The 24,649-nt window shown below is 70.1% G+C and carries 26 protein-coding genes; 6 read left to right on the forward strand and 20 right to left on the reverse strand.

Going from position 1 to position 24,649, the window contains the following annotated elements; translation table 11 throughout:
* The first annotated feature begins 80 nt into the window (after positions 1 to 80).
* Complete coding sequence (locus tag KUM49_RS31965) at positions 81 to 443, forward strand: cyclophilin-like fold protein (protein ID WP_217240456.1); 363 nt, start codon at positions 81 to 83, stop codon at positions 441 to 443.
* Between the two features lie 28 nt (positions 444 to 471).
* Here KUM49_RS31965 and KUM49_RS31970 read toward each other — a convergent pair whose 3' ends face one another.
* On the reverse strand, positions 472 to 1,317 hold the full coding sequence (locus KUM49_RS31970; RefSeq protein ID WP_217240457.1) for an AraC family transcriptional regulator: 846 nt from the start codon (positions 1,315 to 1,317) through the stop codon (positions 472 to 474).
* 237 nt (positions 1,318 to 1,554) lie between these two features.
* On the opposite strand from KUM49_RS31970, the gene KUM49_RS31975 reads away from it, so the two are divergent.
* From KUM49_RS31975 to KUM49_RS31985, 3 genes are all read left to right on the forward strand, one after another.
* A complete protein-coding gene (locus KUM49_RS31975; RefSeq protein WP_308406839.1) occupies positions 1,555 to 2,196 on the forward strand; it encodes a hypothetical protein in 642 nt (213 codons plus the stop codon).
* A 313-nt stretch (positions 2,197 to 2,509) separates the two neighbouring features.
* Complete coding sequence (locus tag KUM49_RS31980; protein ID WP_217240458.1) at positions 2,510 to 3,271, forward strand: SDR family oxidoreductase; 762 nt, start codon at positions 2,510 to 2,512, stop codon at positions 3,269 to 3,271.
* Positions 3,272 to 3,311: 40 nt separating this feature from the next.
* Positions 3,312 to 3,998, forward strand: a complete 687-nt coding sequence (locus KUM49_RS31985) for a TetR/AcrR family transcriptional regulator (RefSeq protein WP_217240459.1) — start codon at positions 3,312 to 3,314, stop codon at positions 3,996 to 3,998.
* A gap of 417 nt (positions 3,999 to 4,415) precedes the next feature.
* On the opposite strand, the gene KUM49_RS31990 is transcribed toward KUM49_RS31985, so the two are convergent.
* The 15 genes from KUM49_RS31990 to KUM49_RS50360 form a co-directional block, all read right to left on the reverse strand.
* Positions 4,416 to 4,829, reverse strand: coding sequence for a PIN domain nuclease (locus tag KUM49_RS31990; protein WP_217240460.1), 414 nt, complete (start codon positions 4,827 to 4,829; stop codon positions 4,416 to 4,418).
* Positions 4,826 to 5,041, reverse strand: a complete 216-nt coding sequence (locus tag KUM49_RS31995) for a type II toxin-antitoxin system VapB family antitoxin (protein ID WP_031047790.1) — start codon at positions 5,039 to 5,041, stop codon at positions 4,826 to 4,828. The genes KUM49_RS31990 and KUM49_RS31995 overlap by 4 nt, the downstream gene beginning before the upstream one ends.
* A gap of 301 nt (positions 5,042 to 5,342) precedes the next feature.
* Complete coding sequence (locus tag KUM49_RS32000) at positions 5,343 to 6,119, reverse strand: hypothetical protein (protein ID WP_217240461.1); 777 nt, start codon at positions 6,117 to 6,119, stop codon at positions 5,343 to 5,345.
* A 40-nt stretch (positions 6,120 to 6,159) separates the two neighbouring features.
* Positions 6,160 to 6,651 (reverse strand): hypothetical protein, encoded by a 492-nt coding sequence (locus KUM49_RS32005; protein WP_217240462.1) that lies wholly within the window; start codon positions 6,649 to 6,651, stop codon positions 6,160 to 6,162.
* 17 nt (positions 6,652 to 6,668) lie between these two features.
* Complete coding sequence (locus tag KUM49_RS32010) at positions 6,669 to 7,946, reverse strand: MCE family protein (protein ID WP_217240463.1); 1,278 nt, start codon at positions 7,944 to 7,946, stop codon at positions 6,669 to 6,671.
* Positions 7,943 to 9,271 (reverse strand): MCE family protein, encoded by a 1,329-nt coding sequence (locus KUM49_RS32015; protein ID WP_254402104.1) that lies wholly within the window; start codon positions 9,269 to 9,271, stop codon positions 7,943 to 7,945. Before KUM49_RS32015 ends, KUM49_RS32010 begins: the two co-directional genes overlap by 4 nt.
* Positions 9,268 to 10,371 (reverse strand): MCE family protein, encoded by a 1,104-nt coding sequence (locus tag KUM49_RS32020; RefSeq protein ID WP_217240675.1) that lies wholly within the window; start codon positions 10,369 to 10,371, stop codon positions 9,268 to 9,270. Before KUM49_RS32020 ends, KUM49_RS32015 begins: the two co-directional genes overlap by 4 nt.
* A gap of 26 nt (positions 10,372 to 10,397) precedes the next feature.
* Positions 10,398 to 11,582, reverse strand: a complete 1,185-nt coding sequence (locus KUM49_RS32025; RefSeq protein WP_374200217.1) for an MCE family protein — start codon at positions 11,580 to 11,582, stop codon at positions 10,398 to 10,400.
* A complete protein-coding gene (locus KUM49_RS32030) occupies positions 11,579 to 12,619 on the reverse strand; it encodes an MCE family protein (RefSeq protein ID WP_217240464.1) in 1,041 nt (346 codons plus the stop codon). The genes KUM49_RS32025 and KUM49_RS32030 overlap by 4 nt, the downstream gene beginning before the upstream one ends.
* Entirely contained in the window at positions 12,616 to 13,872 is a 1,257-nt protein-coding gene (locus KUM49_RS32035) for an MCE family protein (RefSeq protein ID WP_217240465.1), read from the reverse strand. Before KUM49_RS32035 ends, KUM49_RS32030 begins: the two co-directional genes overlap by 4 nt.
* An 8-nt stretch (positions 13,873 to 13,880) precedes the next feature.
* Positions 13,881 to 14,696 (reverse strand): ABC transporter permease, encoded by an 816-nt coding sequence (locus tag KUM49_RS32040; RefSeq protein ID WP_217240466.1) that lies wholly within the window; start codon positions 14,694 to 14,696, stop codon positions 13,881 to 13,883.
* A gap of 3 nt (positions 14,697 to 14,699) precedes the next feature.
* Entirely contained in the window at positions 14,700 to 15,470 is a 771-nt protein-coding gene (locus KUM49_RS32045) for an ABC transporter permease (RefSeq protein WP_217240467.1), read from the reverse strand.
* Positions 15,467 to 16,414 (reverse strand): ABC transporter ATP-binding protein, encoded by a 948-nt coding sequence (locus KUM49_RS32050; protein ID WP_217240468.1) that lies wholly within the window; start codon positions 16,412 to 16,414, stop codon positions 15,467 to 15,469. Before KUM49_RS32050 ends, KUM49_RS32045 begins: the two co-directional genes overlap by 4 nt.
* A gap of 142 nt (positions 16,415 to 16,556) precedes the next feature.
* A complete protein-coding gene (locus KUM49_RS32055; RefSeq protein ID WP_217240469.1) occupies positions 16,557 to 17,618 on the reverse strand; it encodes an RNA polymerase sigma factor in 1,062 nt (353 codons plus the stop codon).
* A 110-nt stretch (positions 17,619 to 17,728) separates the two neighbouring features.
* Positions 17,729 to 18,751, reverse strand: a complete 1,023-nt coding sequence (locus KUM49_RS50360; RefSeq protein WP_374200218.1) for a lytic murein transglycosylase — start codon at positions 18,749 to 18,751, stop codon at positions 17,729 to 17,731.
* Positions 18,752 to 19,346: 595 nt separating this feature from the next.
* On the opposite strand from KUM49_RS50360, the gene KUM49_RS32065 reads away from it, so the two are divergent.
* Entirely contained in the window at positions 19,347 to 19,994 is a 648-nt protein-coding gene (locus KUM49_RS32065) for a GNAT family N-acetyltransferase (RefSeq protein WP_217240470.1), read from the forward strand.
* 357 nt (positions 19,995 to 20,351) lie between these two features.
* Entirely contained in the window at positions 20,352 to 20,993 is a 642-nt protein-coding gene (locus tag KUM49_RS32070) for a superoxide dismutase (RefSeq protein ID WP_217240471.1), read from the forward strand.
* 59 nt (positions 20,994 to 21,052) lie between these two features.
* Here KUM49_RS32070 and KUM49_RS32075 read toward each other — a convergent pair whose 3' ends face one another.
* From KUM49_RS32075 to KUM49_RS32090, 4 genes are all read right to left on the reverse strand, one after another.
* Positions 21,053 to 21,787 carry an ABC transporter ATP-binding protein gene (locus tag KUM49_RS32075; RefSeq protein ID WP_217240472.1) on the reverse strand — a complete coding sequence of 245 codons (735 nt, stop codon included), beginning with the start codon at positions 21,785 to 21,787 and terminating at the stop codon, positions 21,053 to 21,055.
* Positions 21,780 to 22,697 (reverse strand): ABC transporter ATP-binding protein, encoded by a 918-nt coding sequence (locus KUM49_RS32080; RefSeq protein WP_217240677.1) that lies wholly within the window; start codon positions 22,695 to 22,697, stop codon positions 21,780 to 21,782. The genes KUM49_RS32075 and KUM49_RS32080 overlap by 8 nt, the downstream gene beginning before the upstream one ends.
* 56 nt (positions 22,698 to 22,753) lie before the next feature.
* Positions 22,754 to 23,566: an ABC transporter permease gene (locus KUM49_RS32085; protein ID WP_217240678.1), complete on the reverse strand. Its 813-nt coding sequence runs from the start codon at positions 23,564 to 23,566 to the stop codon at positions 22,754 to 22,756.
* A gap of 103 nt (positions 23,567 to 23,669) precedes the next feature.
* Positions 23,670 to 24,638 carry an ABC transporter permease gene (locus KUM49_RS32090; protein WP_217240679.1) on the reverse strand — a complete coding sequence of 323 codons (969 nt, stop codon included), beginning with the start codon at positions 24,636 to 24,638 and terminating at the stop codon, positions 23,670 to 23,672.
* Between the last annotated feature and the right edge of the window lie 11 nt (positions 24,639 to 24,649).

Genomic DNA, 24,649 nt, shown 5'->3' on the forward strand with positions numbered 1-24,649 from the left:
GCGAAGCTCGTAACCGATGAACGCGGCGTCCGAGTCGGCCTGACGATTACTGCAACTACACCCCGAAGAGCGGAACCCCTATGAGAATCCGACTGACCGCCGGAGCGACCGTCCTCAACGCAACCCTCGACGACAACGCGACGGCACGCGACTTCGCCTCGCTGCTTCCGCTGACTCTGCGGATGGATGACCTGTTCAAGCGCGAGAAGTACGGTCACCTGTCCCGGTCTCTCGCCGTGGGAGGCGAGCCGCGGTTCAGCTACGAGATCGGCGACATCGCCTACTGGTCACCTGGTCCCGACATCGCCGTCTTCTACGCCCACGACGGCGAGTCCATCCCCGACCCCGGCATCGTGATCCTCGGGAAAATCGACCACTTGGGGGCCGATGCCCTCAAGAAGTACGACGGCGCGGTCGACGTCGCCATCGAGGCCATCGACTGAGACCCAGCCGGAAACCACCGAGATCTCGTCAACCAAGGGAGCGAGGGGGGAGAACCGGGGATTCGCCGGCCGCGAAGGCGGACGGGGTGAGGCCGGTGCGGTCGCGGAAGAAGCGGCCGAAGTTCGCGGGATCGGTGAAGCCGAGGTGGACGGCCACGGTCCGGGCATCCCATTGGGCGCCTCTCAGCAGGCGCCGGGCTTCGAGGAGGCGCCGCTCGTCGATGAGTTCACGTACTCCCTTGCCGGTGGCGTCTTGGGCGGCGCGGCTGAGGGTGCGGACCGAGCAGCCGAGCAACTCGGCGTAGTCTGCGGCTTGGTGGAGTTCGCGGAAGTGCAGCTCCAAGGCGTCCAGGAAGCGCCGGTACCGGTCGGCGCGGCCCGCGTGGGCCGTGGCCGTGCCGACGGGGGCGATGCCCGGGGAGTCGGCCAGGCGCAGCAGCAGTGATTCGAGCAGGCTGCGCCGCAGGGCGTGGTGGATGTCGAGGGGGCGGCGCCCCAGTGCGCGGTGTTCGTCCAGGAGCTGGAGTGCCGTCTGCTGGAGCCAGGCGGTGTCGTCGGGATGCGGGCTGAGCACGGCAGGGGCCTCGTGCGCGGTGAGCGGGGCCAGAAGACGGGCGAGGTCGGGCCGCAGTACATCCGGTTCGAACAGGATGAACGGGCCGCGGGCCGCGCCGGGCGGATGCCAGCACTGCGCATGCCCCGGACGCACCCACAGCCACTGGCCGGCGGCGACCGTCCGCGTGACGTGATCGACGTCGTGGAGCAGCTCACCCTCGGTGACCGCGATGAGGTAGTGGAAGGTGGCACGGCCTGGACGGGGCGGGTTCCACGGCCAGTCGTCGTGCTCGGCGAAGAAGTCCTCGACGGTGCTCACCTCAAGGCCGTAGGGAGTACCGACCGGGGGCTGGAAACCGTACAGCGGAACCGCAGCTGGTCCGGCCGTGCTTCCGCCCGGGTCGGGGTGTCGCTTGTCGACCATCACGTGTCCGCAGCCTACCGTCCTTCCGGTCGGCTGCGGCGGAAGGATGGGACGTGCCGGCGCGCCCGCGCGACGCGCTCCGCGCCCTCTGTGATGCCGCAGCCCGTCACCACCTGAGGAGGCTCACCACCCGTGAATGGATCGGCCTTGCACAAGACCGCCGCCGACTGCGCGGAGGAACTCCCCGGGGCCCAGCTGGAGCACCCCTACAACCTGATCTCCGCGCTGCACAAGTCGATGCGCGGCTCCGACCCGGACGCGGCCCTGTACTGGCTCACCCGCATGCTCGACGGCGGCGAGGACCCGCTGTTCGTCGCCCGCCGCCTGGTCCGCTTCGCGAACGAGGACATCGGCATGGCCGACCCGCACGCCGTCCAGCAGGCCCTCGCCGCCTGGGAGGTGTACGAGCGACTCGGCTCCCCCGAGGGCGAGTTGGCGATCGCCCAGGCCGTCGTCTACCTCGCCACCGCCCCCAAGTCCATCGCCGTCTACCGCGGCTTCAACGCCGCACACCGATCAGCCCGGCACACCGGCTCACTCATGCCACCCGCGCACATCCTCAACGCCCCGACCCCGCTGATGAAAGACCTCGGCTACGGCAAGGACTACCAGTACGACCCGGACACAGCCGACAGCTTTTCCGGTGACGACTACTTCCCCGACGACATGGACCGCGAGACGTACTACCAGCCCACCCGCAACGGCTACGAAGCCCAGATCACCGAGCGCCTGCGCCACTGGGCCGCTCTGCGTGCCCGCCGGCAACGCGGCTGACCGGCCGACGCCCGCGACGTCCCTTCCGAGGAGGCGAGGGGTGCTGTTTTCCGACTCTGTCGGAAGAGACCCCTGCCAGACCGGCGGCAGCTGGCCGACGGGTTCTCCGGGCGGGAACCGGACCCCAGGGCACTCCTTGCCCCAGGTGGATGCGGACCGGTGTCGGCCGCCTGCTCCGGCGCGACGCGTCCGTAACCGAACGGCTCCAGGCGTCGATGGTAAGTGGATCGACTTGCCTTATGGGTGACGCGAGGGCTATCTTCGCATGGTGAGTCCATCGACTTACCTCTCGCCTCGGCAAGGAACAATGAACATGACTCGTCTTGCGGGCAAGCGTGCCCTCGTCACCGGCGGCACCAGCGGGATCGGTCTGGAGACCGCGCGGCGTTTTGTCGCGGAGGGGGCCGACGTGCTGGTCACGGGCGTGACCCCGGCCAGCATCGACAGGGCGCGGCAGATCCTCGGGGAGAAGGTGCCGGTGGTGCAGGCCGACGCACGCGATCTCGATGCGCAGCGCGGCCTGGCCAAGCGGGTGCGTGAGCACTTCGGGGGTCTGGACGTGGTGTTCCTGAACGCCGGTGTCTCGGACTGGCGGCCGTTCGAGGACCACACGGAGGACAGTTTCGACCGGCTCTTCGACATCAACGTCAAGAGCGTCTTCTTTCTCACTCAGGCCCTGGTGCCCGTGCTGGCCAACCCGTCCTCGGTCATCCTCAACGCGTCCAACAGCGCGCACGGCGGCTACGGGCACTCGAACGCCTACGCCGCGACGAAGGCGGCTGTCTCCTCCCTGATGCGGTCGTGGAACGCGGACCTGCTCACCTCGCACGGCATCCGGTTCAACGCGGTCAGCCCCGGCCCGGTGGACACCCCGCTGTACTCCGCCTCCAAGCTCGGGATCGAGGACCCCGCGGTGCAGGCGGCGGTTGTGGAGGGGATCAGCTCCACCATCCCGCTCGGCCGCATGGGTCTGCCCGAGGAGGTCGCGGAAGCCGTCGTCTACCTGGCCTCCGACGCCTCCGCCTTCGCGGTGGGCCAGGACCTTATCCTGGACGGCGGCCAGACCGTCCTCTGAGGGCGGGGACGCGGCCGGGAAACGGGCGAGGGGCGTGGGTATGTCGGTGGCGGACCGAGCGGTAACCGGTGGCGACATGTGCCAGGCCGGGTATCACGCGCAGATCAAAGCGGAGAACCGCGCGCGCATCATCCGGGCGGCCCGCGACCTCTTCCTCGCCCGGGGATACGACAAGACCTCCCTCGCCCAGATCGCCAAGCAGGCCCGCGTCTCCACCGGCACCCTCTTCAAGCGGTACCCCACCAAGGCCGCACTGTTCGCGGCCGTCACCTCCGAGCAATGGCAGCTGGACGTGGAGTACGCCGCACCGCCCCCGCCCGGTGATCCCCGGTGTGGCCTGGACCACATCGGCCGCGACTACGCCTGCCTGGTCGCGCGGCCCGGCACGGCGGCGCTGTGCCGCCTGATCATCACCGAACTTCCCCAGATGCCGGAACTCGCCGACATCGTCGGCACAGGCTTCGCCATCGACCGCGGCCCCTTCTTCGACCGGCTCCGCGACTACCTGGACGCCGAAGCACAGGCCGGCACACTCGACTTCCGTTCGGCCGACGGACAGGCGCAGCCGGCATCCGCAGTGGCCGAACAGTTCCTCGGCATGATCTGCGCCCAGTTGCTGTGGCCCCAACTCGTACGGACCGACTTCGTCCCGCCCGACCCCACCGACCCCGCGATCGTGGACGAAGCCGTCGCCCTCATGCTCACCCGCTATCGCACCGGATCCTGAACCCTGGACCACCAGCTCATGTGGCAAGGACCCCGATACGTCGCCCTCCGGGACGGGTGCACGTATGGGTGACTTCGACAAGGAATGGCGGCGAGCGCGACCGGTCCTACCAGTAACCAACAGCGGTCGACAGCTGAGCCAGGACCGTGGCCTGCCGGTACTCCTGACGTGCGACCCCGGCGTTGCGCTCGGTGGCGCGACCACCGACAGGTGATCGACGAAGTACGGCGGGTGAGTACGGCAGTTCACCCGCGCGTGCCATGCCCCGGACTGGGTGTAGGCGAGGCGACTCAGTGCGCGGGGCGGGTGCGAGGGCGCGGAAAGAGGGCCGTCCGGCAGTGGGGGAATCGCCGTGATACCGCCTCGGGTGGGCGGTCGGCGAGAGGCTTGACGCCCGTCCGTGCAGCCGCGCGGACTCTACTGCCTGAGATCGATCATGCGGACCGGCTGCCCCGTCGTGCGAGCAATGGTTTCGAAGTCGCGGTCGAAGTGGAGCAGGGTGAGGCCTGCTTCTTCCGCGGCGGCGGCCACCAGGAGATCAACGGGGCCCGCACTGTGGTGTTCCCCTTTGGTGGTCAGTTGTTCCTGGACGATGCGGGAGCGGCGGTAGATGCCGTCAGGCATGGGGCACCACACGTAGTGGGCGTCGAGTGCAGCCTTCAGTCGCGCGCGGTCCGCGGTTGAGCGGGCGGAGTAGAGGACCTCGAGTTCCGTGATGTCGCAGATCGCGACGAGGCCGGCGCCGATCCTGTCGTCCCACTCAGTTGTGGTCTGGCGGAGCAGGACGCGGGCGAGGGCGGAGGTGTCGATGAGGTAGTCGGCGACGGTCACGGCCGGTACTGGTTCTTGTTCAGGAGAATGTCGATGTCCAGGGCTCCGTCGGTCACCAGTTGCCGGGCGTCTTCGAGCGCGCGCAAGCGCCGGTAGCGGGCGGTGACCTCACGCAGGGCGGTGTTGATGGTGTCGCGCTTGGTGGTGGTGCCGAGTTCCTTGGCGGCTTCTTCCAGTGCCTCGTCGTCGAGGTCGATCACGGTGCGGCTCAAGATGGCCTCCTCATGCACACTGCGGCGTATATCAATATACATGATCGATTGTATATCGACTCGCGCGCCCCTGGGCGGTCTGTTTCCCGGATCCGTGGCCTTGCAGCGAGCGCGTCAGGAGAGGGGTGTGCGCCAGGGACTTCCCGGTGGGCTCCTTTCAGCGTTCGAACTTCCAGGTGAGGCGGGAGGTCGTCACTTTGGGCATGGTGATCCGGATGTCGACGGCGGTGCCGTCAGTGTGCTTGCCGCTACGGGAATCCGAGGAACCGCGACATCGCCGTCTGCGCCGGTCGGATCTCCGTCAGAGTGCGTCGACCGCGCTCACCTTCCACGCGTCCGTCGTGCGGGACATCGTCATCCGCACCCGGTTCAGGTCCACCCGGGACCCCGAGACCTGCGTGCTCTCGGTGACCTGGTTGACGAAGAGCAGGACCACGACCTCGTCCGGGGAGGCCGAGACGACGGAGGCTGCCGGGGTTCCGCCGGAGCCAGGGGCGGCGATCGTTGCCTTCACCACGCCCTGGTACTTCTTGGCCGTTGGGCCCACCACGGTCTTCGTCGTCTTCCCGTACTCGCTGCTGAAGTCACCCGTGAGGTGGGTGCGGGCCTTCGCGAAGTCGCGCTCGAGGTGGCGGTAGTCGTACGACAGGACGCTCGGTGCCGCCTTGCGTGCGGCCGCGACCGCCTCGGTGCGGGCAGCCTCCGTTCGCCGTCCGTCCCGGTACTGCCACCCCAGTACGGCGACTGCCACCAAGCCCGCCACGAGCAGGACGCCGAGCGATGCCGTGAGCAGCCTTCGGCGGCCGGACTTGCCAGGCCTTTCCGGTGTGTCGGCTTCCTCGTACGCCTCCGGCGACGGCTCCGGTGGGTCCTGCCAGCCGTCCTTCGGGGCCTCGACGAGCACGGTGCGGCCCGCGAGCGCGCGCTCGGACCGGCCCTCGGCCTCCTCGTCGGTGGCCGCCACCGAGCCGGCGCCGTGGTGGCTGCGTTCCGCGCGTTTGGCTGCCGCGCGGGCTGCCGCCGTCATCGTGCGCCGGGTGGTGGTGCCGGGGGTGCGGCTGGGGGTCGTCTTCGGCATCGTCATACTCCTCAGTAGTGACTTTTCGCGGCGGTGCCGGTCAGCCGACGAACTCGACGTCCGACGTCAGCCAGCGTCCGTCCCGGTGCACCAGGTCCAGTTGCAGGCGATACGTGCGCGCCTCCCCCTGGGGCACGGCCGTGTTGGTCACCTTGCTGTCGGCGACCACCAGGACGCGGGCCGAGTTCGCGCCCGAGCGGACGATGCCGGCCTCCAGGATCTGGCCCTCGGACACCGATTTGTTCTGGGCCACCAGCTCGGTCAACTGGTCCGTCTGTGCCGCGAACTGCTTCTTGAAGTCGCCCGTGGCGCCTGCCAGGACATTCGCGCTGTCGCGGTCGTAGTGCCGGTAGTCGAGGGACGTGAAGTTCAGTGCCGACTGGCGGGCCGCGGCCATGATGTCCTGGCGGCGCTGGTCTCCCTCGCGCTGTTCGTAGAGGCCGAGGGTCAGCCAGATCGTCAGTGCGGTGACCACGACCGTCGCCGTCGCCAGGCCCAGTGACGATGCTCGTCCCGACAGTAGCTTGCCCATGGTCTTCAGCGCCTTCCTCACGCCATCGGTCCGACTAGCAGCCATTGCCACGACTCCTTTCCGAACACGGCCCGCTGGCCGCCCGTCGAGCCGATCTCGACGGCCCTTCCATCCGGGCCGGCGGTCATGCCGGTCTCCGGGTCGTACGGCGTGACGTACGCCGTCTGCTGAGCGTCGCCGTAGGCGGCCGACGCGCCTGGGGCATTCTGCGCGCCCCGTACCGACGACTCGCTGCCTCGGGGGAGCGTGCAGCGGGCGTCGGTGTTCGCCGCGCGGGTACTGGTGTCGGCCGGGTCGCGGCGCGCCGTGCCGTAGCCCTGGGTGCACGCAGGGGGGTCGTCGGCGTTGATCACCAGGCCGAAGTGGGTCGTGCCGTCGCCCGGTACGACCGTGTAGCTGCCCGCCACCATCACCGGGAAGGTGACCAGGGCCTGTTCCACGCCGGGCAGGCGGGCCAGGGTCACCTGGCCACCGCTGATCAGGTTCGCCAGCAGGACCGACAGCTCCGGCCCGGCCGACTTCAGCAGGGAGTTCACCTCTTGCGCCGCCGGCCTCGCGTTGCCGATCAGCTTGCGCAGGTCACCGTCGCTCGCCTTCAACTGGGCTGTGAGGGCCGCCAGATCGTTCGCGAACGACTTGATCGACGAACCCTGGTCCGCCTGGGTCTTCAGGACCTTCCGTGAGTCCTCGATGAGCGCGATCGTCTCCGGCAGCGCCTCCGACGCCGACTCGATCAGGGCGTTGCCCGAGTCCACCAGGCGGCTCAGGTTCGGGCCCGTCCCCGCGAACGCCTTGCCCAACTCGTCGATCGTGACCTGCAGATCGTCCTTGCCCACCGAGTTCACCAGGCGGTCCAGGCTGAGGACCAGTTCCGTCGTCGGGAGCGGAACGCGCGTGTCGGCGCGCGAGATCGTGCTGCCGTCGAGGAGGTACGGGCCGTCGGACGTGCGCGGTTGCAGATCCACGTACTGCTCGCCCACCGCCGAACGGTTCGCCACGACCGCCAGCGTGTCCGCCGGGATGCGCGGCGCCTCGCCGTCGATGTCGAGGGCGACGGACACGCCGTCGGCGCCCGTCAGACGCAGCTCGCCCACCCTCCCCACCGGCACTCCGCGATACGTCACCTCGGCGCCGGGGAAGATGCCCCCGGAGTCGGCGAAGTCCGCCCGCACGGTGTAGCCGCGGTCCAGGACCTTGTCCACCAGACCCGTGTACTCGGCGCCGACGTACGACACTCCTACGGCGGTGATGGTGGCGAAGGCGAGCAGCTGGGTCTTGACCGTACGTGTGATCACGGGCGGACTCCCTTCAGCATCAGCTCGGCCAGGTCCAGGTCGATGTCCTCCGGCCATTCGGTCCCGGTGCCGTAACTGCCGTGGCCGGCGTAACCGCTGTACGTGCTGGCGCACACCGGCGGGCACAGCAGGCCACCGCCACCCTCGTTGGGGGCCGAGGGGGACGACGGCACGCTCGGTGTGCCTGGCAGGGCGGTGGGAGTGGGGACGCCTGGCAGGTTCGGTATCTCCGGTACGTCCGGCAGTTCCGGGGTCTCAGGAAGCTCGGGTCCCGGGGTCTGACCGTCGCCGGCCCCGCGGCCCGGCTCGTCCGTCACGTTGCCGTAGATCCCGGCCAGGTCGATGTCGGCCGTGACGTGCAGGTTGACGTGGTCGCCCCTGATCGCGTCCACCGCGTTGCGGGGGAACGGGTAAGTGGTCAGCAGCTCAAGGGAGTTGGGCAGGTCGTCGCCCGCTTTGTTGAGCTGCTGCAGGATCGGGCGCAGTTTCTTGAGGTTGGCGACCGTGTCGTCGTGCGAGGCGTCGACCACCTTCGTGCCCGTCCTGCCGAGCTTCGACAGTGCGGTGAGCATGCGGGTCAGGTCGCGGCGCTGGTCGGCCAGCACCTTCAGGGCCGGCGGCATCGCGTCGACGGCCTCGGCGATGGTCTTCTTCTCCTTGGCGAGTCTCTTGGCGAGTCGGTCCACGGCCTTCAGGGCCCGGATGATGTCCTTCTTCTGCGCGTCCAGGCCGCCCACAAAGACGTTCAACTCCTTCAGCAGGGACCTGACCCGGTTCTCCCGTCCCTCCAGTGCCTTGTTCAGCTCCACGGTGATCGTCTTGAGCTGGGCCACCCCACCTCCGTTGAGCAGCGCGGACAGGGCGGACAGCACCTCCTCGATCTCCGGGTTGCGGCCACTGCGGGACAGGGGGACCACATCGCCGTCGCCGAGCCGCCCGACCGGCGCCGTGCCCACCGGCTTGGACAGCGCCACGTACTTCTCGCCGAGCATGCTGGTCTGCCGCAGCTCGGCGATCGCGTTGCCGGGCAGTTCCACCGAGTCGGCGACCCGGAGGCGTACGCGCGCGTGCCAGCCCTTCAGCTCCACCTTCTCCACCGCGCCCACGGTGACGTTGTTGACCTTCACCGCCGACTGCGGCACCAGGTCCAGTACGTCACGGAACTCGACGGTGACGTGGTACGCGTTCCCGTCCGCCGCCGCACCTCCCGGCAGCTGAACGTCGTACCAGCCGTTGAACTCGCAGCCGGTCAACAGCAGTGAACCGGCCGCCGCCCAGGCCGCCGCCCCGCCCTTGCGCGGCATCCTCGTTCGCTCGACGCTCATGCGCTCGCCTCCAGAATTCCGCCGAGCGTCCGGTCGACCGTGCCCGTCACGGCGGTGCCCTGCGGGACCTCCGGCAGGGAGTCGAACAACTCCCTCAGTTCCTCGCAGTCGGGGTTCTCGCCGCCCTCGTCCCCGGTCGTGCTGAGTACGGAGCACAGCAGCGACGCCGGATCCTGCGGCTGGTCGGCGTTGTTGCGGGTGTCGAGGGTGCCGGCCGACGGGTTGTAGGCGTTGTTGAGGTTCGACAGGCCGGTCGGGGCGACCTCCAACAGCTCCTCCAGAGCGGCTCGTTGGGTGACGAGTACCTTGGTCACCTTGCTGAGACCCTCCACGTTCGAGGTCAGCGACTTCTTGTTCTTCTTCACGAAGTCGGACACGTCACCCAGTGCCGTCCCGAGGTTCTTCAGTGCCGCCGCCAAGTCCTCGCGCTCGCCCGCGAGTTGCTCGGCGACCTTCGCGAGGCTGCTGTTGAACGACCGCACGCTCTTGTCGTCGGCCGCCAGCGCAGCCGTGAAGACCTGGAGGTTGCGGATCGTGCCGAACAGGTCCGTGCGGCCGTCGGACAGGGTGGTGACCGCTTCCGAGAGGTCCTCGACCGTCCGGTGCAGGTTCTCGCCCTGGCCGTCGAGGTTGTCCGCGCTCACTCCGAGCAGCCGCGACAGCGAGCCGTCCTTGTTGGCGCCCTCGGGGCCGAGCGCCTCGGCCGTGGTGTGCAGGCTGTCGAAGACCCGGTCCAGTTCGACGGGGGCCGCCGTGCGCGACTCGGGGATCTCGTCCCCGGTCCGCAGCACCGGACCGCCCCGGTACACCGGCAGCAGCTGCACATAACGGTCGCTGACCACCGAGGAGTTGATGATCGCGGCCTGCGCGTCCGCCGGGACCTTGCGGCCGGCGTCGTATTCCAGGGCGACCCGCACCCGGTCGCCCTCCGGCGTGATCTTCCTGACCTCACCGATCCGGACCCCGAGGACGCGGACGTCCGAACCGGGGTAGATGCCGACCGTGCGCGGGAAGTACGCCGTGACGCGGACCGGTTCGAGGCGGGGCCACAGGACGTAGGCGAGCGCGGCGACGAGGGCCAGTGCCGTGAGCACGGCCAGCCGCTTCCTGGCCCTGACAGGGATGTTCACTGTGCCGCCCTTCCCGTCCGCGGCACCACCGGAGCGGCGACCAGGTTCTGTACGTAGGAGTCGAACCAGCGGCCGTTGCCGAGGGTGTTGGTGAAGACCCGTACATAAGGCGCGAGGAGCCTGATGCTCCGATCCAGGCTGGACTGGTTCCGTTCGAGCATGTCCACCACGTCGTTCAGGCCCTTGAGCGCGGGCCCGATCTCCTTCTGGTTGTCCTGGACCAGGCCGGAGAGCTCGACGCCGAGCGCGGTGGAGCTCTTCAGCAGTTTGTGGATCGCCCCGCGCCGCTTGCTGATCTCCTTGAACAGCTTGTCGCCGTCCTTGACCAGGGCGGTGAAGTCCCCGGAGCGGTCGGCCAGGACGCCCGTGACGCCGTTCGCGTGGTCGAGTAGCTCGCGCAGCGCCTTGTCGCGGGAGGCCACCGTCCGGGAGATCTGCGACAGGCCCTTGATGGACGCCCGTACCTCTTCCGGTGAGTCCTCGAAGGTGGTGGAGATCGTGTCCAGGGCCTTCGCCACGCGGTCGGTGTCGATCTCCTCCGACGTGGTGGTGAGGTCGCTGAACGCCTGTACGACGTCGTAGGCGGGGACCGTGCGCTTCAGCGATATCTCGCTGCCTGGCGCCAACTGGCCCCGCCCCTTGGGGTGCAGCGCCAGGTACTTCGCGCCGAGGATCGTCTTCACCCGGATCGACGCGCCGGTCTCCCTGCCGAAGCCCGGCTCGCCCTTGATCTTGAAGGTGACCTTGACGTGGTCGCCGTCCAGGTCGACCTCTTCGACCTTGCCCACCTTGACCCCGGCGATCCGCACCTCGTCACCGGGCTTGAGTCCGCCGGCCTCCGCGAAGGCCGCGCTGTACGTCTCGCCGCCGCCGATCACCGGCAGACGGTCGGCGTTGAACGCGGCCACGGTCAGCAGCGCGAGGACGGTGAGGCCGACCGCGCCGATGACGACGGGGTTGCGGTCGCGGAAGGGGCCGAGGTGCGGGTGGCGGAGCCGTATTCTCGGCAGCTTCGGCAGCTCGACGCGCACCTTCATCAGCGGCTCCGGGCGGCGCGGGCGCGGCTTGCGGCGCGGCAGGAGCCGTACCTTCGGCAGCCGTACGCGCGGCAGCCTCGGCGGTTCCACACGCACCTTGAACAGCGGCTCCGGGCGGCGGTTCTTACGGCTCCTACGGCTCATGTCCCGCACCTCGCCCTCGCCACATGCATCTCCGGCGTGAGCACCTGCTTCGTCTTCGGCAGCACGATCCGCCCGTCGAAGTCGCAGAGGTAGAAGTTGAACCACGAGCCGTAGGACGCCGCCCCCGTCAGCTCGTTGAGTTTGTTCGGCAGCCGCTTCAGCACGCCCTCCACGGTCTTCTCGTTGTCCTTCAGCGTTCCGGTGAGCTTGGTCAGCTCGGCGATGTCGTCCTTCAGGGGCGGACGCGCGTCCTTCAGCAGCCCCGAGGTGGCCTCCGTCAGATCGCCGATGCTCACCAGCGACTGCCCGATGGGCTTGCGGTCGGCGGACAGTCCCGAGATCACCCGGCGCAGCTGCTTGAGCAGCCCGGAGAAGCGGGCGCCGCGCTTGTCGAGCGTCTCCAGGACGGTGCTGAGGTTGTCGATCACCGAGCCGACCAGCTCGTCGCGGTCGGCCAGCGTCGAGGTGAGCGACGCCGTGTGTACGAGCAGGCTGTTGACGGTGCCGCCCTCGCCCTGGAGGGTCTTGATGATCTCGGTGGCGAGCTGGTTGACGTCCTTCGGGCTGAGCGCGGCGAACAGCGGCTTGAAGCCGCCCAGCAGAGCGTTGAGGTCCAACGCCGGTTGCGTACGCGCCAGCGGGATCGTCGCGCCGGGCCGCAGCCGGGTGCCGTCGCCCGTGCCCTCGGTCAGCGCGACGTACCGCTGCCCGACCAGGTTGCGGTACCGGATGACCGCGCCCGTGCCGGTCAGCAGCGGCCGGTCCTGGCTGACCGTGAAGGTGACCTCGGCCAGCGTCCGGTCCTTGATCCGGATGCCCTCGACCTCGCCGACCCGCACCCCGGCCACCCGGATGTCGTCGCCCTCCTCCAGGCCTGTGACGTCGCTGAACACCGCGCGGTACCTGTGCTCAGGGGTGAAGGAGACGTTCACGATGGTGGCGGCCAGCAGGGCCGTCGCCAGGATCGTCACCAGTGCGAAGAGGCTGAACTTGATGAGCGGGGCAGCGGTCTGCCGGGCTCCACCCGTGGTCCTCATGCCACGCTCACCGCCGTCCCGCGCGCCAACGGCCCGAACAGCAGCGTCGCGACCGGCGGCACCTCGTCGGCGGGCACGCCCAGGACAGGTGCCACCAGCGAGCCGACGGCCCGCTGCTCGGCCTGGGTGGCGGAGACGCCGGCCGGTCCCGACGACGAACTCGACGGCTTCGAGCCGTCGTTGAGGTGGGCCCCGGGCGCCGGCACCTGCGGATTCGGCAGACCATGGCAGTCGGGCCCGGACCGCTCGCCGTAACGCGGCTCCTCGCCGGGCTCGTACGCCCCCTGTGGCCGTACGACCTCCAGCGTGATGTGCATCTTGCCGCCCCGGAACGCCTCCTCGGAGGCCTTCTCCTGCCGGACGAGACCGGCCAGCAGGCACGGGTACTCGGGGGAGTAGCGGGCGAACAGCTCCAGCGTCGGACGCGAGACCTGACCGAGGGTGATCAGCCGGTCGCCGTTCGCGTCGAGGAAGTCCTCCGCCGTGCCCGCGACGGTGGCCGTGGTCTTCAGCGCCGCGGCCAGCCGGTCCTTCTGCTCGACGATCATGCGGCTGGTGGTGACGGTGTTGTGCAGGATCTCCATCAGGTCGGGCGCCGCGTCGCCGTAGACCTCGGCGACCTCGGCGAAGCGGGCGATGTCCTCGGTGAGGGAGGGCAGATGGGGGTTGAGGCGGCGCAGGTAGGCCTCCAGGCGGGTGAGGTTGTCGCCGACGCGGTCACCGCGGCCTTCGAGGGCGGTGGCGAACGCGGAGAGGGTGGCGTTGAGCTTGCCGGGCTGGACCGTCCGGAGCAGGGGCAGCAGGTCGTTCATCAGCTGCTGCACCTCGATGCCGACGCGGGTGCGGTCCTGGGTGATGACGTCCCCGGCGCGGATCGGGCGAGCCGAGGAAGACGATGAGGACACAGCGTGCGCGGGCGCGACCAGGTCGACGTACTTCTCGCCGAACAGCGTCTTGGGCAGCAGCCTCGCCCGCACGTCGGACGGGATGTGGGCGACGTGCTCCGGCTTGAGCGCGATGTCGAGCGTCGCCTTCGTCCCATCGGCCCGCACCTCGCGCACCTCGCCGACCAGCAGCCCGCGCAGCTTGACGTCGGCGCGCGGATCGAGCTGGTTGCCGAGGCTGTCGGCCTCCAGCGTGATCCACACGACCGGCGTGAACACCTGCCGGTAGACGGCTACCGACAGCGACAGCAGCAGGGCGAGTACGACGATGAAGACGACGCCGTACAACCTCAGCCTCAGTACCCTCATACGGCGGCTCACCCCGCGATCCTTACGGTCGTGTTTGCGCCCCAGATCGCGAGCGACAGGAAGAAATCAAGGACGTTGATCGCCACGATCGAGGTCCGCACCGCACGGCCCACCGCCACGCCGACGCCCGCCGGGCCGCCGCTCGCGTAGTAGCCGTAGAAGCAGTGCACCAGGATGATCAGCACGGCGAAGACGAGCACCTTGCCGAAGGACCACAGCACGTCGACCGGTGGCAGGTACTGCTGGAAGTAGTGGTCGTAGGTACCGACCGACTGCCCGTAGTAGCCGGTGGTGATGGTGCGGGCGGCGAGGTACGAGGACAGCAGGCCGATCACGTACAGCGGGATGACCGCCACGAACCCGGCGATCATCCTCGTCGTCACCAGGAACGGCAGCGAGGGCACGCCCATGACTTCGAGCGCGTCGGTCTCCTCGCTGATCCGCATCGCGCCCAACTGCGCGGTGAAACCGGCGCCGACCGTCGCCGAGAGCGCGAGCCCCGCCACCAGCGGGGCGATCTCCCGGGTGTTGAAGTACGCCGAGAGGAACGCCACGAAGTTGGAGGTGCCGAGCTGGTTGAGGGCCGCGTATCCCTGGAGGCCGACCTCGGTGCCGGTGAAGAACGACAGGAAGGCGATCACACCGACCGTGCCGCCCACCACGGCGAGGGCCCCCCGGCCGAAGCTCACCTCGGCCAGCAGTCGCAGGATCTCCTTCTTGTAGCGGCGCAGGGTACGGCCTGTCCAGGCCAATGAGCGGCCGTAGAAGACGAGTTGGACTCCGAGCTCTTCGAGTGAGCGCAAAGGGCGTTGAAGCGGTCTCATCGGCTAACCCCTCTGCGGGACGACCTGGAAGTACACCGCGGTCATCACGAAGTTCGTCACGAACAGCAACATGAAGGTGATCACCACCGACTGGTTCACCGCGTCGCCCACACCCTTCGGTCCGCCCTTCGCGGTGAGCCCCTTGTACGAGGCGACGATCCCGGCGATCGCGCCGAAGACGAGTGCCTTGACCTCGGCCGCCCACAGGTCGGAGAGCTGGGCGAGGGTGGTGAAGGAGGCGAGGTAGGCGCCGGGAGTGCCGTTTTGCAGGACGACGTTGAAGAAGTAGCCGCCCGCCACGCCGACCACCGACACCAGGCCGTTGAGCAGCACCGCCACCAGCATCGACGCCAGCACGCGCGGCACGACGAGTCGGTGGATGGGGTCGATGCCCAGCACCTGCATCGCGTCGATCTCGTCGCGGATCTTCCGCGCCCCGAGGTCGGCGCAGATCGCCGTGCCGCCGGCGCCCGCGATCAGCAGCGCGGTGACGATGGGCGAGGCCTCGCGCAGCACGGCGAGCACGGAGGCGGCACCCGAGAAGGACTGGGCGCCGAGCTGCCGCGTGAGGCTGCCGATCTGCAACGCGATGACCGCGCCGAAGGGGATGGAGACCAGGGCCGTCGGCAGGATGGTGACGCTCGCGACGAACCACGCCTGCTGGATGAACTCCCTTGCCTGGAAGGGCCGTCGGGGAATGGTCCGGACGACGTCCAGCGCCATTGCGAACAGGCTCCCCGAGTGCCGCAGTGCTCCGGTCGGTGACAGACTCATGCGCCGGCCACCGCCTTCTGGTGCGGCGCGGCCTCGCGTCGGGCGATCGCCTCCCAGCGCGGCGGCCGGGGAATGCCCGGCCCCGGCAGCAGGCGGGGAGTCAGAGCCTGACTGCCGGGAGACCGTGTGCCCTTGCCGTCGTCGCCGAGCGCGGCGAGCTCCTGCTCGACCTGCGCGGCGTCCTTCTCCTCCGCCATCCCGATCGGGCCCTGCATCCGGCCGTTCAGGAACTGCCGTACGACCGGCTCGTCGCTGGTCAGCAGCTTCTCGCGCGGCCCGAACATCACCAGCTCGCGGCGGAACAGCAGCCCGATGTTGTCCGGCACCTGGCGGGCCGAGGCGATGTCGTGCGTGACGATCAGGAAGGTCGCGTCGATCTGGGCGTTGAGGTCGACGATGAGCTGGTTGAGGTAGGCGACGCGGACCGGGTCCAGGCCCGAGTCGGGTTCGTCGAAGAGGATGATCTCCGGGTCGAGCACCAGGGCCCGCGCCAGCCCCGCCCGCTTCCGCATGCCGCCGGAGATCTCGCCGGGCAGCTTCCCCTCGGCGCCGATCAGCCCGACCATGTCCATCTTCTCCAGCACGATGCGCCGGATCTCGCTCTCGGACTTACGGGTGTGCTCGCGCAGCGGAAAGGCGATGTTGTCGTACAGGTTCATCGACCCGAACAGTGCGCCGTCCTGGAACAGTACGCCGAACAGCTTCCGCACCTCGTACAGGTCGTGCTCGCGGAGCCTCGTGATGTCCCGGCCCTGGATCGTGATCGAGCCGCGCTCCGGTTTCAGCAGTCCCACGAGCGTCTTGAGGAAGACCGACTTGCCCGTGCCCGAGGGGCCGAGCATGACCGAGACCTCCCCGGCGGGCAGCGTCAGTGAGACGTCCTGCCAGATGACCTGGTGACCGAAGGACTTGGTCAGCCCTTCCACACAGATCTCGACACCCATCCGGTCCACCCTTCAGCCCCTGGAGCAGCTCTGACATCTGCTCTACGGGGAGGGGACGGGCGTCCGTCGCTCGGATGGCGGATTTTTTCGAGCGGGTTTCCGGTCGAGGGGTTCGCGGCGATCTGTGACGGTATGTCCGGAGCTACGGCAGTGGAGTCGCCGTCGGCACGGGGAGCGAGGCGGACGGTACGACCGTGGAGGCGTCCGGGATCGCCGGGAGTGGCGCGTCCGTGGGAAGGGCGGAGGACATGGCCGGCAGATCGGGGACCCCGGCCAGTTCCGGCACCTCGGGCACCGGCGGCACCTCCGGCGCGGACAGCACCGGCGCGGACAGCACCGGCAGGGGGGACACGGAGAGCTCCGGCAGCGACGGCACGGTGAGCGGCAGGAACGATTCGCTCGCCGGGGACCCGGCTGCTCTCCGTTCGGCCGACGCGGGCTGGCTCCCCTGAGACGTACGCCCCTCGCCACCGCCGTCCGGGCGCAGCGCCTCCGGACCCTGCGAGGCGACAGCGGGCCGAGGCGCCGTACCGCCCCCCTCAACGGCGTACGGCAGCAACACCAACCCCGCCACCGCCAGCGTCGCCGCCGTCGAGGTGACCGCAACGGCCTGCACCTTGCCGTCCCCGCGCGGCCGCCCCCGGCCGATCACGAACAGCGCGAACCCGAGCGTGGCCGCCAGCGACTGCCGCAGTGTCCGCCGTGCCCGGGCCAGCAGCGACTCGACGGTCCGGTAGCTCAGCCCCATCCGGACGGCGACCTGGCCGACGTCCAGGTCCTCCGACCTCAGCCGCAGCGCCTCGGCCTGCCGCGCGGGAAGCTCACCACTGCGTACAGCCAGCCACTTCGCCTCGGCCCGGTCGCACACCGCCTCCTCGACGGGCACCGGGCCGGGGGCGATGAGGGTCGGGCTGGTGCGGACCTGGGCATCGCGGTTCACCTGTCGGTAGCGGTCGACGCACAGCCGCATCGTGACCGTCGTCAGCCAGGCCACGAGCCGCTCGTCGTCCAGGCCGGGGCGCTCGGCGGCGCGCAGCATCGCCTCGTGCACCGCGTCCTCGGCGTCCTCCGCGCTCATCGACCGGCGCCGGGCCACCTTGAGCAGCTGCTCGCGGTGGCTCCACATGCGCTGCCAGCGGTCGTCGGCGGCGTGCAGCTCCGCGGGTATTTCCGCGGGCGATTCCGCAGGCATGTCCGTCGCCATGAGGGCCCCTTCGCGCTCACCCACCGGTCTCGTGCTGTCCGGCGGGAGGCGCACATTACCGCCGAGTATCAGCGGTTGTGGAGGGGGCGGCGGTGATCGAGTCCGCGCTGTTATTGGTCAGCGTTACGGGTCAGCTGGTCGGCGCTGGGCAGCAGGTCGTCGCCGGGGAGCCCGATGTCCGGGTCGGGGAGGGGGAGTTGCGGCTCCTCCGTCTCCCCGGGATCGGGGGCCGGGCGGGAGGTGGTGGGGGTCGGCGAGGCGGGGGTCGACGGGGTGCGGGACGGGGTGGCGCTCGGACGGGCGGAGGGTGTGCGTGAGGCCGACTTCGAGGGTGACCGCGACGGCTCGGGGCGGGCCGAGGCGCCGGCGGAGCCGTCCGGCACCACCCGGTGCCCTTCCAGGAAGTACGCGTACCAGGCCCGGACCGTGCGCAGATACGCCGTCGAGTGGTTGTAGCCGAGGATCGCCCGGTCCAGCTGGGCGGGATGCGACAGATCCCGGCCGCCCGCGCAGAGGTAGCGTCCGGCGGCGAGTGCCGCGTCGAAGACGTTGTTCGGATCCGTACGCCCGTCGCCGTTGCCGTCCGCGCCCCAGCGGGCCCAGGTCGACGGGATGAACTGCATCGGCCCGACCGCCCGGTCGTACGCCGTGTCCCCGTCGTGAGCACCGCCGTCGGTGTCCCGGATCAGCGCGAAGGCGACGCCGTCCAGCCGTGGCCCGAGGATCGGCGTCACCGTCGTACCGTCCGACGTCACTCCGCCACCCCGCGCCTGCCCGGACTCCACCTGCCCGATCGCCGCCAGCAGCTGCCATCGCAGCCGGCAGCCGGGCGCCTCACGTGAGAGCCGCTCCTCTGCTCGCCGGTAAGCGGCGAACACGCTCGCCGGCAGCGCAGCGCCCACCGCCGCCGGTGCCGCGTCGCCGTCCCGCTTGCCGGCCCGCAGCGGCGGCAGCTCGGTGCGGTACGGGGTGTTGCCGGACACGCCCGGTCCGTGCCCGGCGGATGCCTGCCCGGGTGCCGGCGCCGAGGCCCGCGCCGGGGCCGCCCCCGGCGCCTGTGACGCGGTCAGCGCAACCATCGCCGCCACCGCGGCCGCCGTACCCTTGACGACTCTGACTCCGTGCCCTGCCACTTTCTGGTCCCCTCCCTGCAGACGTCTGTCCGTCGTCTGCTCTACGGGGCAGGAGGATGGGTCCGTCGCACCGGTTTCCGCGCGTGCCGCTGGGGCGGCTTCCGCCACTCCGAAGAGGACCTCGCACTCGACGGTCAGCACTACGAGAACCAGCGACCTCCCGCAGAACGCCCTGTGAGTAGCTCGCCACCACCGGAGCTGAACTGTGGCCGCCGCTTGACTTGGTCCAGTCCCTCCTGTGCGGCCTCGTTGAGGCCGCGTTGGGGCCGCAAGGGCGGGAACAGACTGACAAGGGCTGAGTAGCACCGACACCGCTCATCCTGCCTGACCTGCGAAAACGCCCCCGGCGGCCCAGCTTCTCACCGGCTCCGCGGGCCAGGGCAGGCGGCCTGGCGGACCTCCCTGGTCAGAGCGTGCCCTCTGGGACGGACGGCGGGACACCGGCGGCGGGCTCGGGCGCCGCCCAGGGCGTCGCCGCCCTCGGGCCGGTGCCGCGGAAGGTGGCCATCCCTTCTGTCCCGAGGGTCTCGATCGGCTCGCATTCCCGACATGTAATGTGCCTTAACTGTCGGCACCTATTACATGCGGAGGTCGTGTGGATACCGAGATCGTGCGAGCCTGGGTCGACGGCTGGGCCACCTCGCGCGGGGCCGCCCCTCCCGTGGAAATCCCCTGGGGATTCACGGTGGACGTCGGACTGCCTACGCAGGTGACCCGGCACGTCTTACCCAACGCCGACGAGACGCTCATCCGCAGGCTCATGGAGACGGCCACAGCACCTGGCACCTGGCTCAAGGTACTCGCGGCCCCAGAGGTCATATCCCCCTGGCTCACACCCGCATGGGCCTTTGACGCCCCTGGCTTCCTGATGTCGACAACCCTGCACCCGTCCACGACGGACCTCCCTGCCGGCTACCAACTGCGCACCTGGAGCCGAGGTGATGTCACCCGCGCCCTCATCCTCGACATGCGCGGCGCCTTTGCCGCCCACGGCCAGGTCGCCGGCCCTTCCCGCGCCGGCCACGTCGTGTTCGACCAGATAGAGACCGCACCCGCTCACCGTCGCCAGGGCCTGGGACGGGCAGTCATGCGCACCCTGGCCAACGCGGCGATCACGGCGGGCGCTCGGGCTGGGGTGCTCGCCGCCACGGTTGACGGGCAGGGCCTTTACGAGTCGCTTGGCTGGACCATGCGCGCACCACTCACCAGTGTCTTCCTCACGTCATCCGACGCCGGACGATAGACGGCAGGCTCAGGCCGCCGCAGCGTGTACATCGACCCTGGGCCAGCAGCAATGGCGAGGAGCCGGCCGTAGCCCGGCCAACTTCTTGGTCTTGTCCACCGCTTCCGTCGGATGCGCGTTGGCGATGCCCCCGCCCGGCCGCACTGCTGACGTGTGAGGGTGCGGTTTCCGGTGATGCTGTAGCGCGTCCGGCCGCGAGCGGGCCGTTCGTCATGACCGGGACCGACCTCACCTGGCGGTTGTCTCTCCGCGACACGGCGAAGGTCCTAGGACCAATGCCTGATCGGCGGGAAGCAGCTCTTGCTGCTAGCTTCCAGTTGCACATTAGTTGCAATAATGAGCCGAAGGATGTTGGACATGGCGGTTTACACGCTCCCGGAGCTTCCGTACGACTACGCGGCGCTCGAACCGGTCATCAACCCCCAGATCGTCGAGCTGCACCACGACAAGCACCACGCGGCGTACGTGAAGGGCGCGAACGACACGCTGGAGCAGCTCGCGGAGGCGCGCGACAAGGAGGCGTGGGGTGCGATCAACGGCCTGGAGAAGAACCTGGCCTTCCACCTCTCCGGCCACATCCTCCACTCCATCTACTGGCACAACATGACCGGTGACGGCGGCGGCGAGCCGCTGGCCGCCGATGGTGTGGGCGAGCTCGCGGATGCGATCGCCGAGTCGTTCGGCTCGTTCGCGGGCTTCAAGGCGCAGTTGACCAAGGCCGCCGCGACGACCCAGGGTTCGGGCTGGGGCGTCCTCGCCTACGAGCCGCTCAGCGGCCGCCTCATCGTCGAGCAGGTCTACGACCACCAGGGCAACGTCGGCCAGGGCTCGACCCCCATCCTGGTCTTCGACGCCTGGGAGCACGCCTTCTACCTGCAGTACAAGAACCAGAAGGTCGACTTCATCGACGCCATGTGGGCCGTCGTCAACTGGCAGGACGTGGCGCGGCGTTATGCCGCCGCCAAGGAGCGCGGCGACAGCCTGCTGCTCGCGCCGTGAGCGCAATGAGGCCGTAGCGCGTCCGCGGTCGCACAGATGTCCTGCTCGTGATCGTCTTCTCAACTTTCACTCGCAGGCAGCACAACAGAGGGCTCCTGCGAGGACATGACTCGCAGGGGCCCTCCGGCTGACGGGTTCTCCTTGACCAGCGTGTCCCAGTCGACTGTCCGGTCGCACCAGCGCCGCAGGAGCACACGGTCGTGTCCCACGGCGAGCAGGCCCGCACCGGTCGTCCGGCGGTAGTCCTCGACGACGGTGACCAGCGCGGCTGTGGTGGAGGCGTCCAGCATCGCCGTCATCTCGTCGCACACCAGCCAGCGTGGGCGCAGCACGAGGGCGCGGGCCAAGCAGGCGCGTTGCAGCTGGCCGTCGCTGACCTCGTGCGGGCGCCTGCCCAGCAGGTCGGGGGTCAGGCCGACGGTCGCGGCCAGTTCGGGAACCCGTTCAGGGACGGCCTCGCGGCGGCCCGTGGCGCGCAGGGGCTCGGCGATCAGGTCGGTGAGCCGCAGCCGGGGGTCGGCGGACAGCCGGGGCTGCTGGAAGACGATCCCGATGGCGGTGCGCCGTTCGCTCGAGGCGCGGTGGCGCCAGCGGTGTACCGGTGCGCCGTCCAGGACGAGGGCGCCGGAGTCCGGGCGATGCAGCAGGGCGGCGACGCGCGCCAGGGTGGACTTGCCGCAGCCGCTTGGCCCGAGCAGCCCGACAGCTTCGCCGGGAGCGATGGTCAGGGAAGCGTTCCGCACCACGGGTGCGTGCCGCTCGTATCCGGCGGTGATGCGGCGCAGTTCAAGCACGGAGATCCTCCTGCACGTAAGGGTGGTGGCAGGCGACGGCCCCCGCGCTGGTCAGGTGCGGCAAGGTGGCGCAGGTGTCGGTGGCCCGGGCGCAGCGGGCGGCGAAGGCGCAGCCGTCGGGGAGTTCGCCCAGTTCCGGGGGCATGCCGGGGATGGGGGAGAAGGCGCGGTCCGGGAGGGCTTGGAGGAGGCCACGGCTGTAGGGATGGCGGGGGCCGGGAGAGCCGAAGAAGGCCTGCGCGTCGGCCAGTTCGACGAGCCGCCCCGCGTACATCACGGCCACGCGGTCGGCTATGCGTTCGGCCGCTGCCAGGTCGTGGGTGATCACCAGCAGGGCTTGTCCGGCGGTATCCACAGGACGCCGTAGCTCGTCGACCGTGCGGTCGACCAGGTCGCGGTCGAGTCCGGTGGTCGGTTCGTCGGCGAGCAGCAGGGGTGCGTCGCCGACGAGGGCGAGGGAGGTGGCGGCGCGCTGGGCGAGGCCGCCGGAGAGCTGATGCGGGTGACGGTCGAGATGGTCCGGGGGGAAGGCGGCACGCTCGGCTGCCGATCGCGCGGCCTGAGCCCGGGCGGCGCGGCCACGGCTGCCGGTCAACGCGGCGACCGTCTCCTCCAGTTGGGAGCGGATGGTGCGTACGGGGGTGAGGTGCGCGGCGGGACTCTGCGGAATGAGGCCGATCAGGCGGCCACGGACCCTGCGGGCGAGGGTCTGCTCGTCGGTGGAGAGCAGGTCGAGATCGCCGAGGCGGGCCTCGCCCGCGGTCTGGGCGTTGGCGGGGAGCAGGCCGAGCAGGGCGGAGGCGAGGACGGACTTGCCGCAGCCGCTCTCCCCGACCAGGGCCAGGCACTCGCCGGCCGCCACGTCGAAGTGCGCGTCGGTGACGGCGGCGATCCGGCGACCGCCGGGCATGAGGAAGCGCACGGACAGCCCGCGTACCGACAGCACGGGCTGTCGCTCGGTGAGAGTCACAGCATCAGCTCCGATCGGCGGCGGGGGTTGATCCGCTCCCGCCAGGCCCCCGCGAGACCGGCGATGGCCAGAGTCGGGACGATGATGAAGAGGCCGGGGAAGAGGGTCGGCCACCACTGCCCGGCCAGCAGGGAACCTCGTGCGCCCTGGATGAGGGTGCCGAGACTCGCCGTGTGCGTGGGCAGCCCGAGGCCCAGGAAGGACAGGGCCGACTCGTGCCACATGGCATGCGGCACCATCAGGACGGCGGCGAGCGCGGCCTGGGGCAGAACTGCAGGCAGCAGGTGTCGTAGCGCCACCCGCCACCGGGACGCGCCACCGGAGACGGCGGCGTCGATGTAGGGGCGCGACCGCAGGGACATCACCTCGGCCCGCACGATGCGGGCTGTGGACAGCCAGTGGGTGAGCCCGACCGAGACCACCACCGGCCAGACCCCCGGCTGGAACACGGCCACGATGAAGATGCCCATCAGCAGGTGGGGTATGGACGAGAAGGCGTCGACCACACGCATGAGGCCGCGGTCGACCCAGCCGCCCAGGGCCCCGGCGGTGGCGCCGACGGCGGTACCGATCACGGTCGCGGCCAGGGCCGCCGCCACACCGACCAGCAGGGAGACCCGCAGCCCGTAGACGCAGCGGACCAGCAGGTCGCGCCCGAGGTCGTCGGTGCCGAAGGGGTGGGACCAGCTCGGCGCAAGCAGTTTGGCGGCCAGATCCACGGCTTGCTGGTCGAGCCGGACGAGCGGGGGTACCAGGAGCACGGAGAGGACGGTCAAGGCGACGAGCGCGGCGGACGCGCGCACCCGCAGTGTGCGCGTGGAGCGGCGCCGGGTGCCGTACGACCTCCATACGGCTTCGGCGGGAGGCGGGGGGACGGGAGCTGGGCGGTGGGGAGCCGGGGAGCCCGGGGCGTCACATGTCACTGAACTTCACCCTTGGGTCGAACAAGCCGTAGAGCAGGTCCGCGAGCAGATTGCCGACCAGCACGGCGGCGGTGGCCAGGGTCGTCAGGGCGGCGAGTAGCGGGAAGTCGACGGCGGTGGCCGCCTCCACCGTCGCCGCCGCGATACCCGGCCAGCTGAAGACGCTCTCCACCAGCAGCGCGCCGGTGATGAGTTCGGGGACGCGGGAACCGACCAGCGTGAGGACGGGAAGCATCCCGGAGCGCAGGGCGTGTCCGAGCAGGACGGTGCTCTCGCTCAGGCCCCGCGCCCGGGCGCCGCGGACCGGGTCCTCCGTCAGGGCGTCACCGACGCCCTGACGGACGTACAGGGCGAACCAGGGGAGCTGGGAGACGGCGAGCACGCCCGCCGGCAGGACCAGATGACTTGCCACCTGCCCGGGCGTGACCTGTTCGCTGGCGGTGTCCGTCAGCCCGCCCGCCGGGAGCACACCCAGCTGGAGGGCGAACAGCCAGATGACGAGCAGCGCGATCCAGAAGACAGGGGCGGCCTCCAACGCGTACGCCAGCGAAGTGACGATCCGGTCGAGCCACGCCCCGGGACGGCGGGCCGCCAGCACCCCGAGCAGCGTGCCGACCAGCACGGCGACCACGAACGCGGCCGCGCACAACAGTGTGGACCAGACGAGGCGTTCGCCGATGACCTGGGTGACAGGCTGCCGCAGCACGCTCGACTGGCCCAGGTCACCGCCGAGCGCGGAGGTCAGCCACCGCCACCAGCGCACGGCGAAGTGCTCGTCCACGCCGAGGTTGTCCCGCAGCCGGTCCAGGGTCTCCTGGTCGGCGCCGAGGGCGGCCGGGCCGGCGTACGCCTTGACGGGGTCGAAGGGGGAGGCGGCGGCGATGGCGAACACGCCGAAGGTGACGACAAGGAGCACGGGCACGGCGAACAGCGCCCGCCGCCCCGCGAGCCGCGCCATCGCTCCCCAGG

It is taken from the genome of Streptomyces sp. AC555_RSS877 (assembly GCF_019049245.1).
GTDB lineage: Bacteria > Actinomycetota > Actinomycetes > Streptomycetales > Streptomycetaceae > Streptomyces.

What these genes read in the sequence shown, in the direction of transcription:
- KUM49_RS32035 (WP_217240465.1), bottom strand. Translation starts at nt 13,872, where the DNA reads ATGAGGGTACTGAGGCTGAGGTTGTACGGCGTCGTCTTCATCGTCGTA.
- KUM49_RS32050 (WP_217240468.1), bottom strand. Translation starts at nt 16,414, where the DNA reads ATGGGTGTCGAGATCTGTGTGGAAGGGCTGACCAAGTCCTTCGGTCAC.
- KUM49_RS32070 (WP_217240471.1), top strand. Translation starts at nt 20,352, where the DNA reads ATGGCGGTTTACACGCTCCCGGAGCTTCCGTACGACTACGCGGCGCTC.
- KUM49_RS31985 (WP_217240459.1), top strand. Translation starts at nt 3,312, where the DNA reads ATGTCGGTGGCGGACCGAGCGGTAACCGGTGGCGACATGTGCCAGGCC.
- KUM49_RS32045 (WP_217240467.1), bottom strand. Translation starts at nt 15,470, where the DNA reads ATGAGTCTGTCACCGACCGGAGCACTGCGGCACTCGGGGAGCCTGTTC.
- KUM49_RS32040 (WP_217240466.1), bottom strand. Translation starts at nt 14,696, where the DNA reads ATGAGACCGCTTCAACGCCCTTTGCGCTCACTCGAAGAGCTCGGAGTC.
- KUM49_RS32005 (WP_217240462.1), bottom strand. Translation starts at nt 6,651, where the DNA reads ATGGGCAAGCTACTGTCGGGACGAGCATCGTCACTGGGCCTGGCGACG.
- KUM49_RS31965 (WP_217240456.1), top strand. Translation starts at nt 81, where the DNA reads ATGAGAATCCGACTGACCGCCGGAGCGACCGTCCTCAACGCAACCCTC.
- KUM49_RS32025 (WP_374200217.1), bottom strand. Translation starts at nt 11,582, where the DNA reads ATGAGCCGTAGGAGCCGTAAGAACCGCCGCCCGGAGCCGCTGTTCAAG.
- KUM49_RS32080 (WP_217240677.1), bottom strand. Translation starts at nt 22,697, where the DNA reads ATGCCCGGCGGTCGCCGGATCGCCGCCGTCACCGACGCGCACTTCGAC.
- KUM49_RS32090 (WP_217240679.1), bottom strand. Translation starts at nt 24,638, where the DNA reads ATGGCGCGGCTCGCGGGGCGGCGGGCGCTGTTCGCCGTGCCCGTGCTC.
- KUM49_RS32030 (WP_217240464.1), bottom strand. Translation starts at nt 12,619, where the DNA reads ATGAGGACCACGGGTGGAGCCCGGCAGACCGCTGCCCCGCTCATCAAG.
- KUM49_RS32000 (WP_217240461.1), bottom strand. Translation starts at nt 6,119, where the DNA reads ATGCCGAAGACGACCCCCAGCCGCACCCCCGGCACCACCACCCGGCGC.
- KUM49_RS32055 (WP_217240469.1), bottom strand. Translation starts at nt 17,618, where the DNA reads ATGGCGACGGACATGCCTGCGGAATCGCCCGCGGAAATACCCGCGGAG.
- KUM49_RS32015 (WP_254402104.1), bottom strand. Translation starts at nt 9,271, where the DNA reads ATGAGCGTCGAGCGAACGAGGATGCCGCGCAAGGGCGGGGCGGCGGCC.
- KUM49_RS31980 (WP_217240458.1), top strand. Translation starts at nt 2,510, where the DNA reads ATGACTCGTCTTGCGGGCAAGCGTGCCCTCGTCACCGGCGGCACCAGC.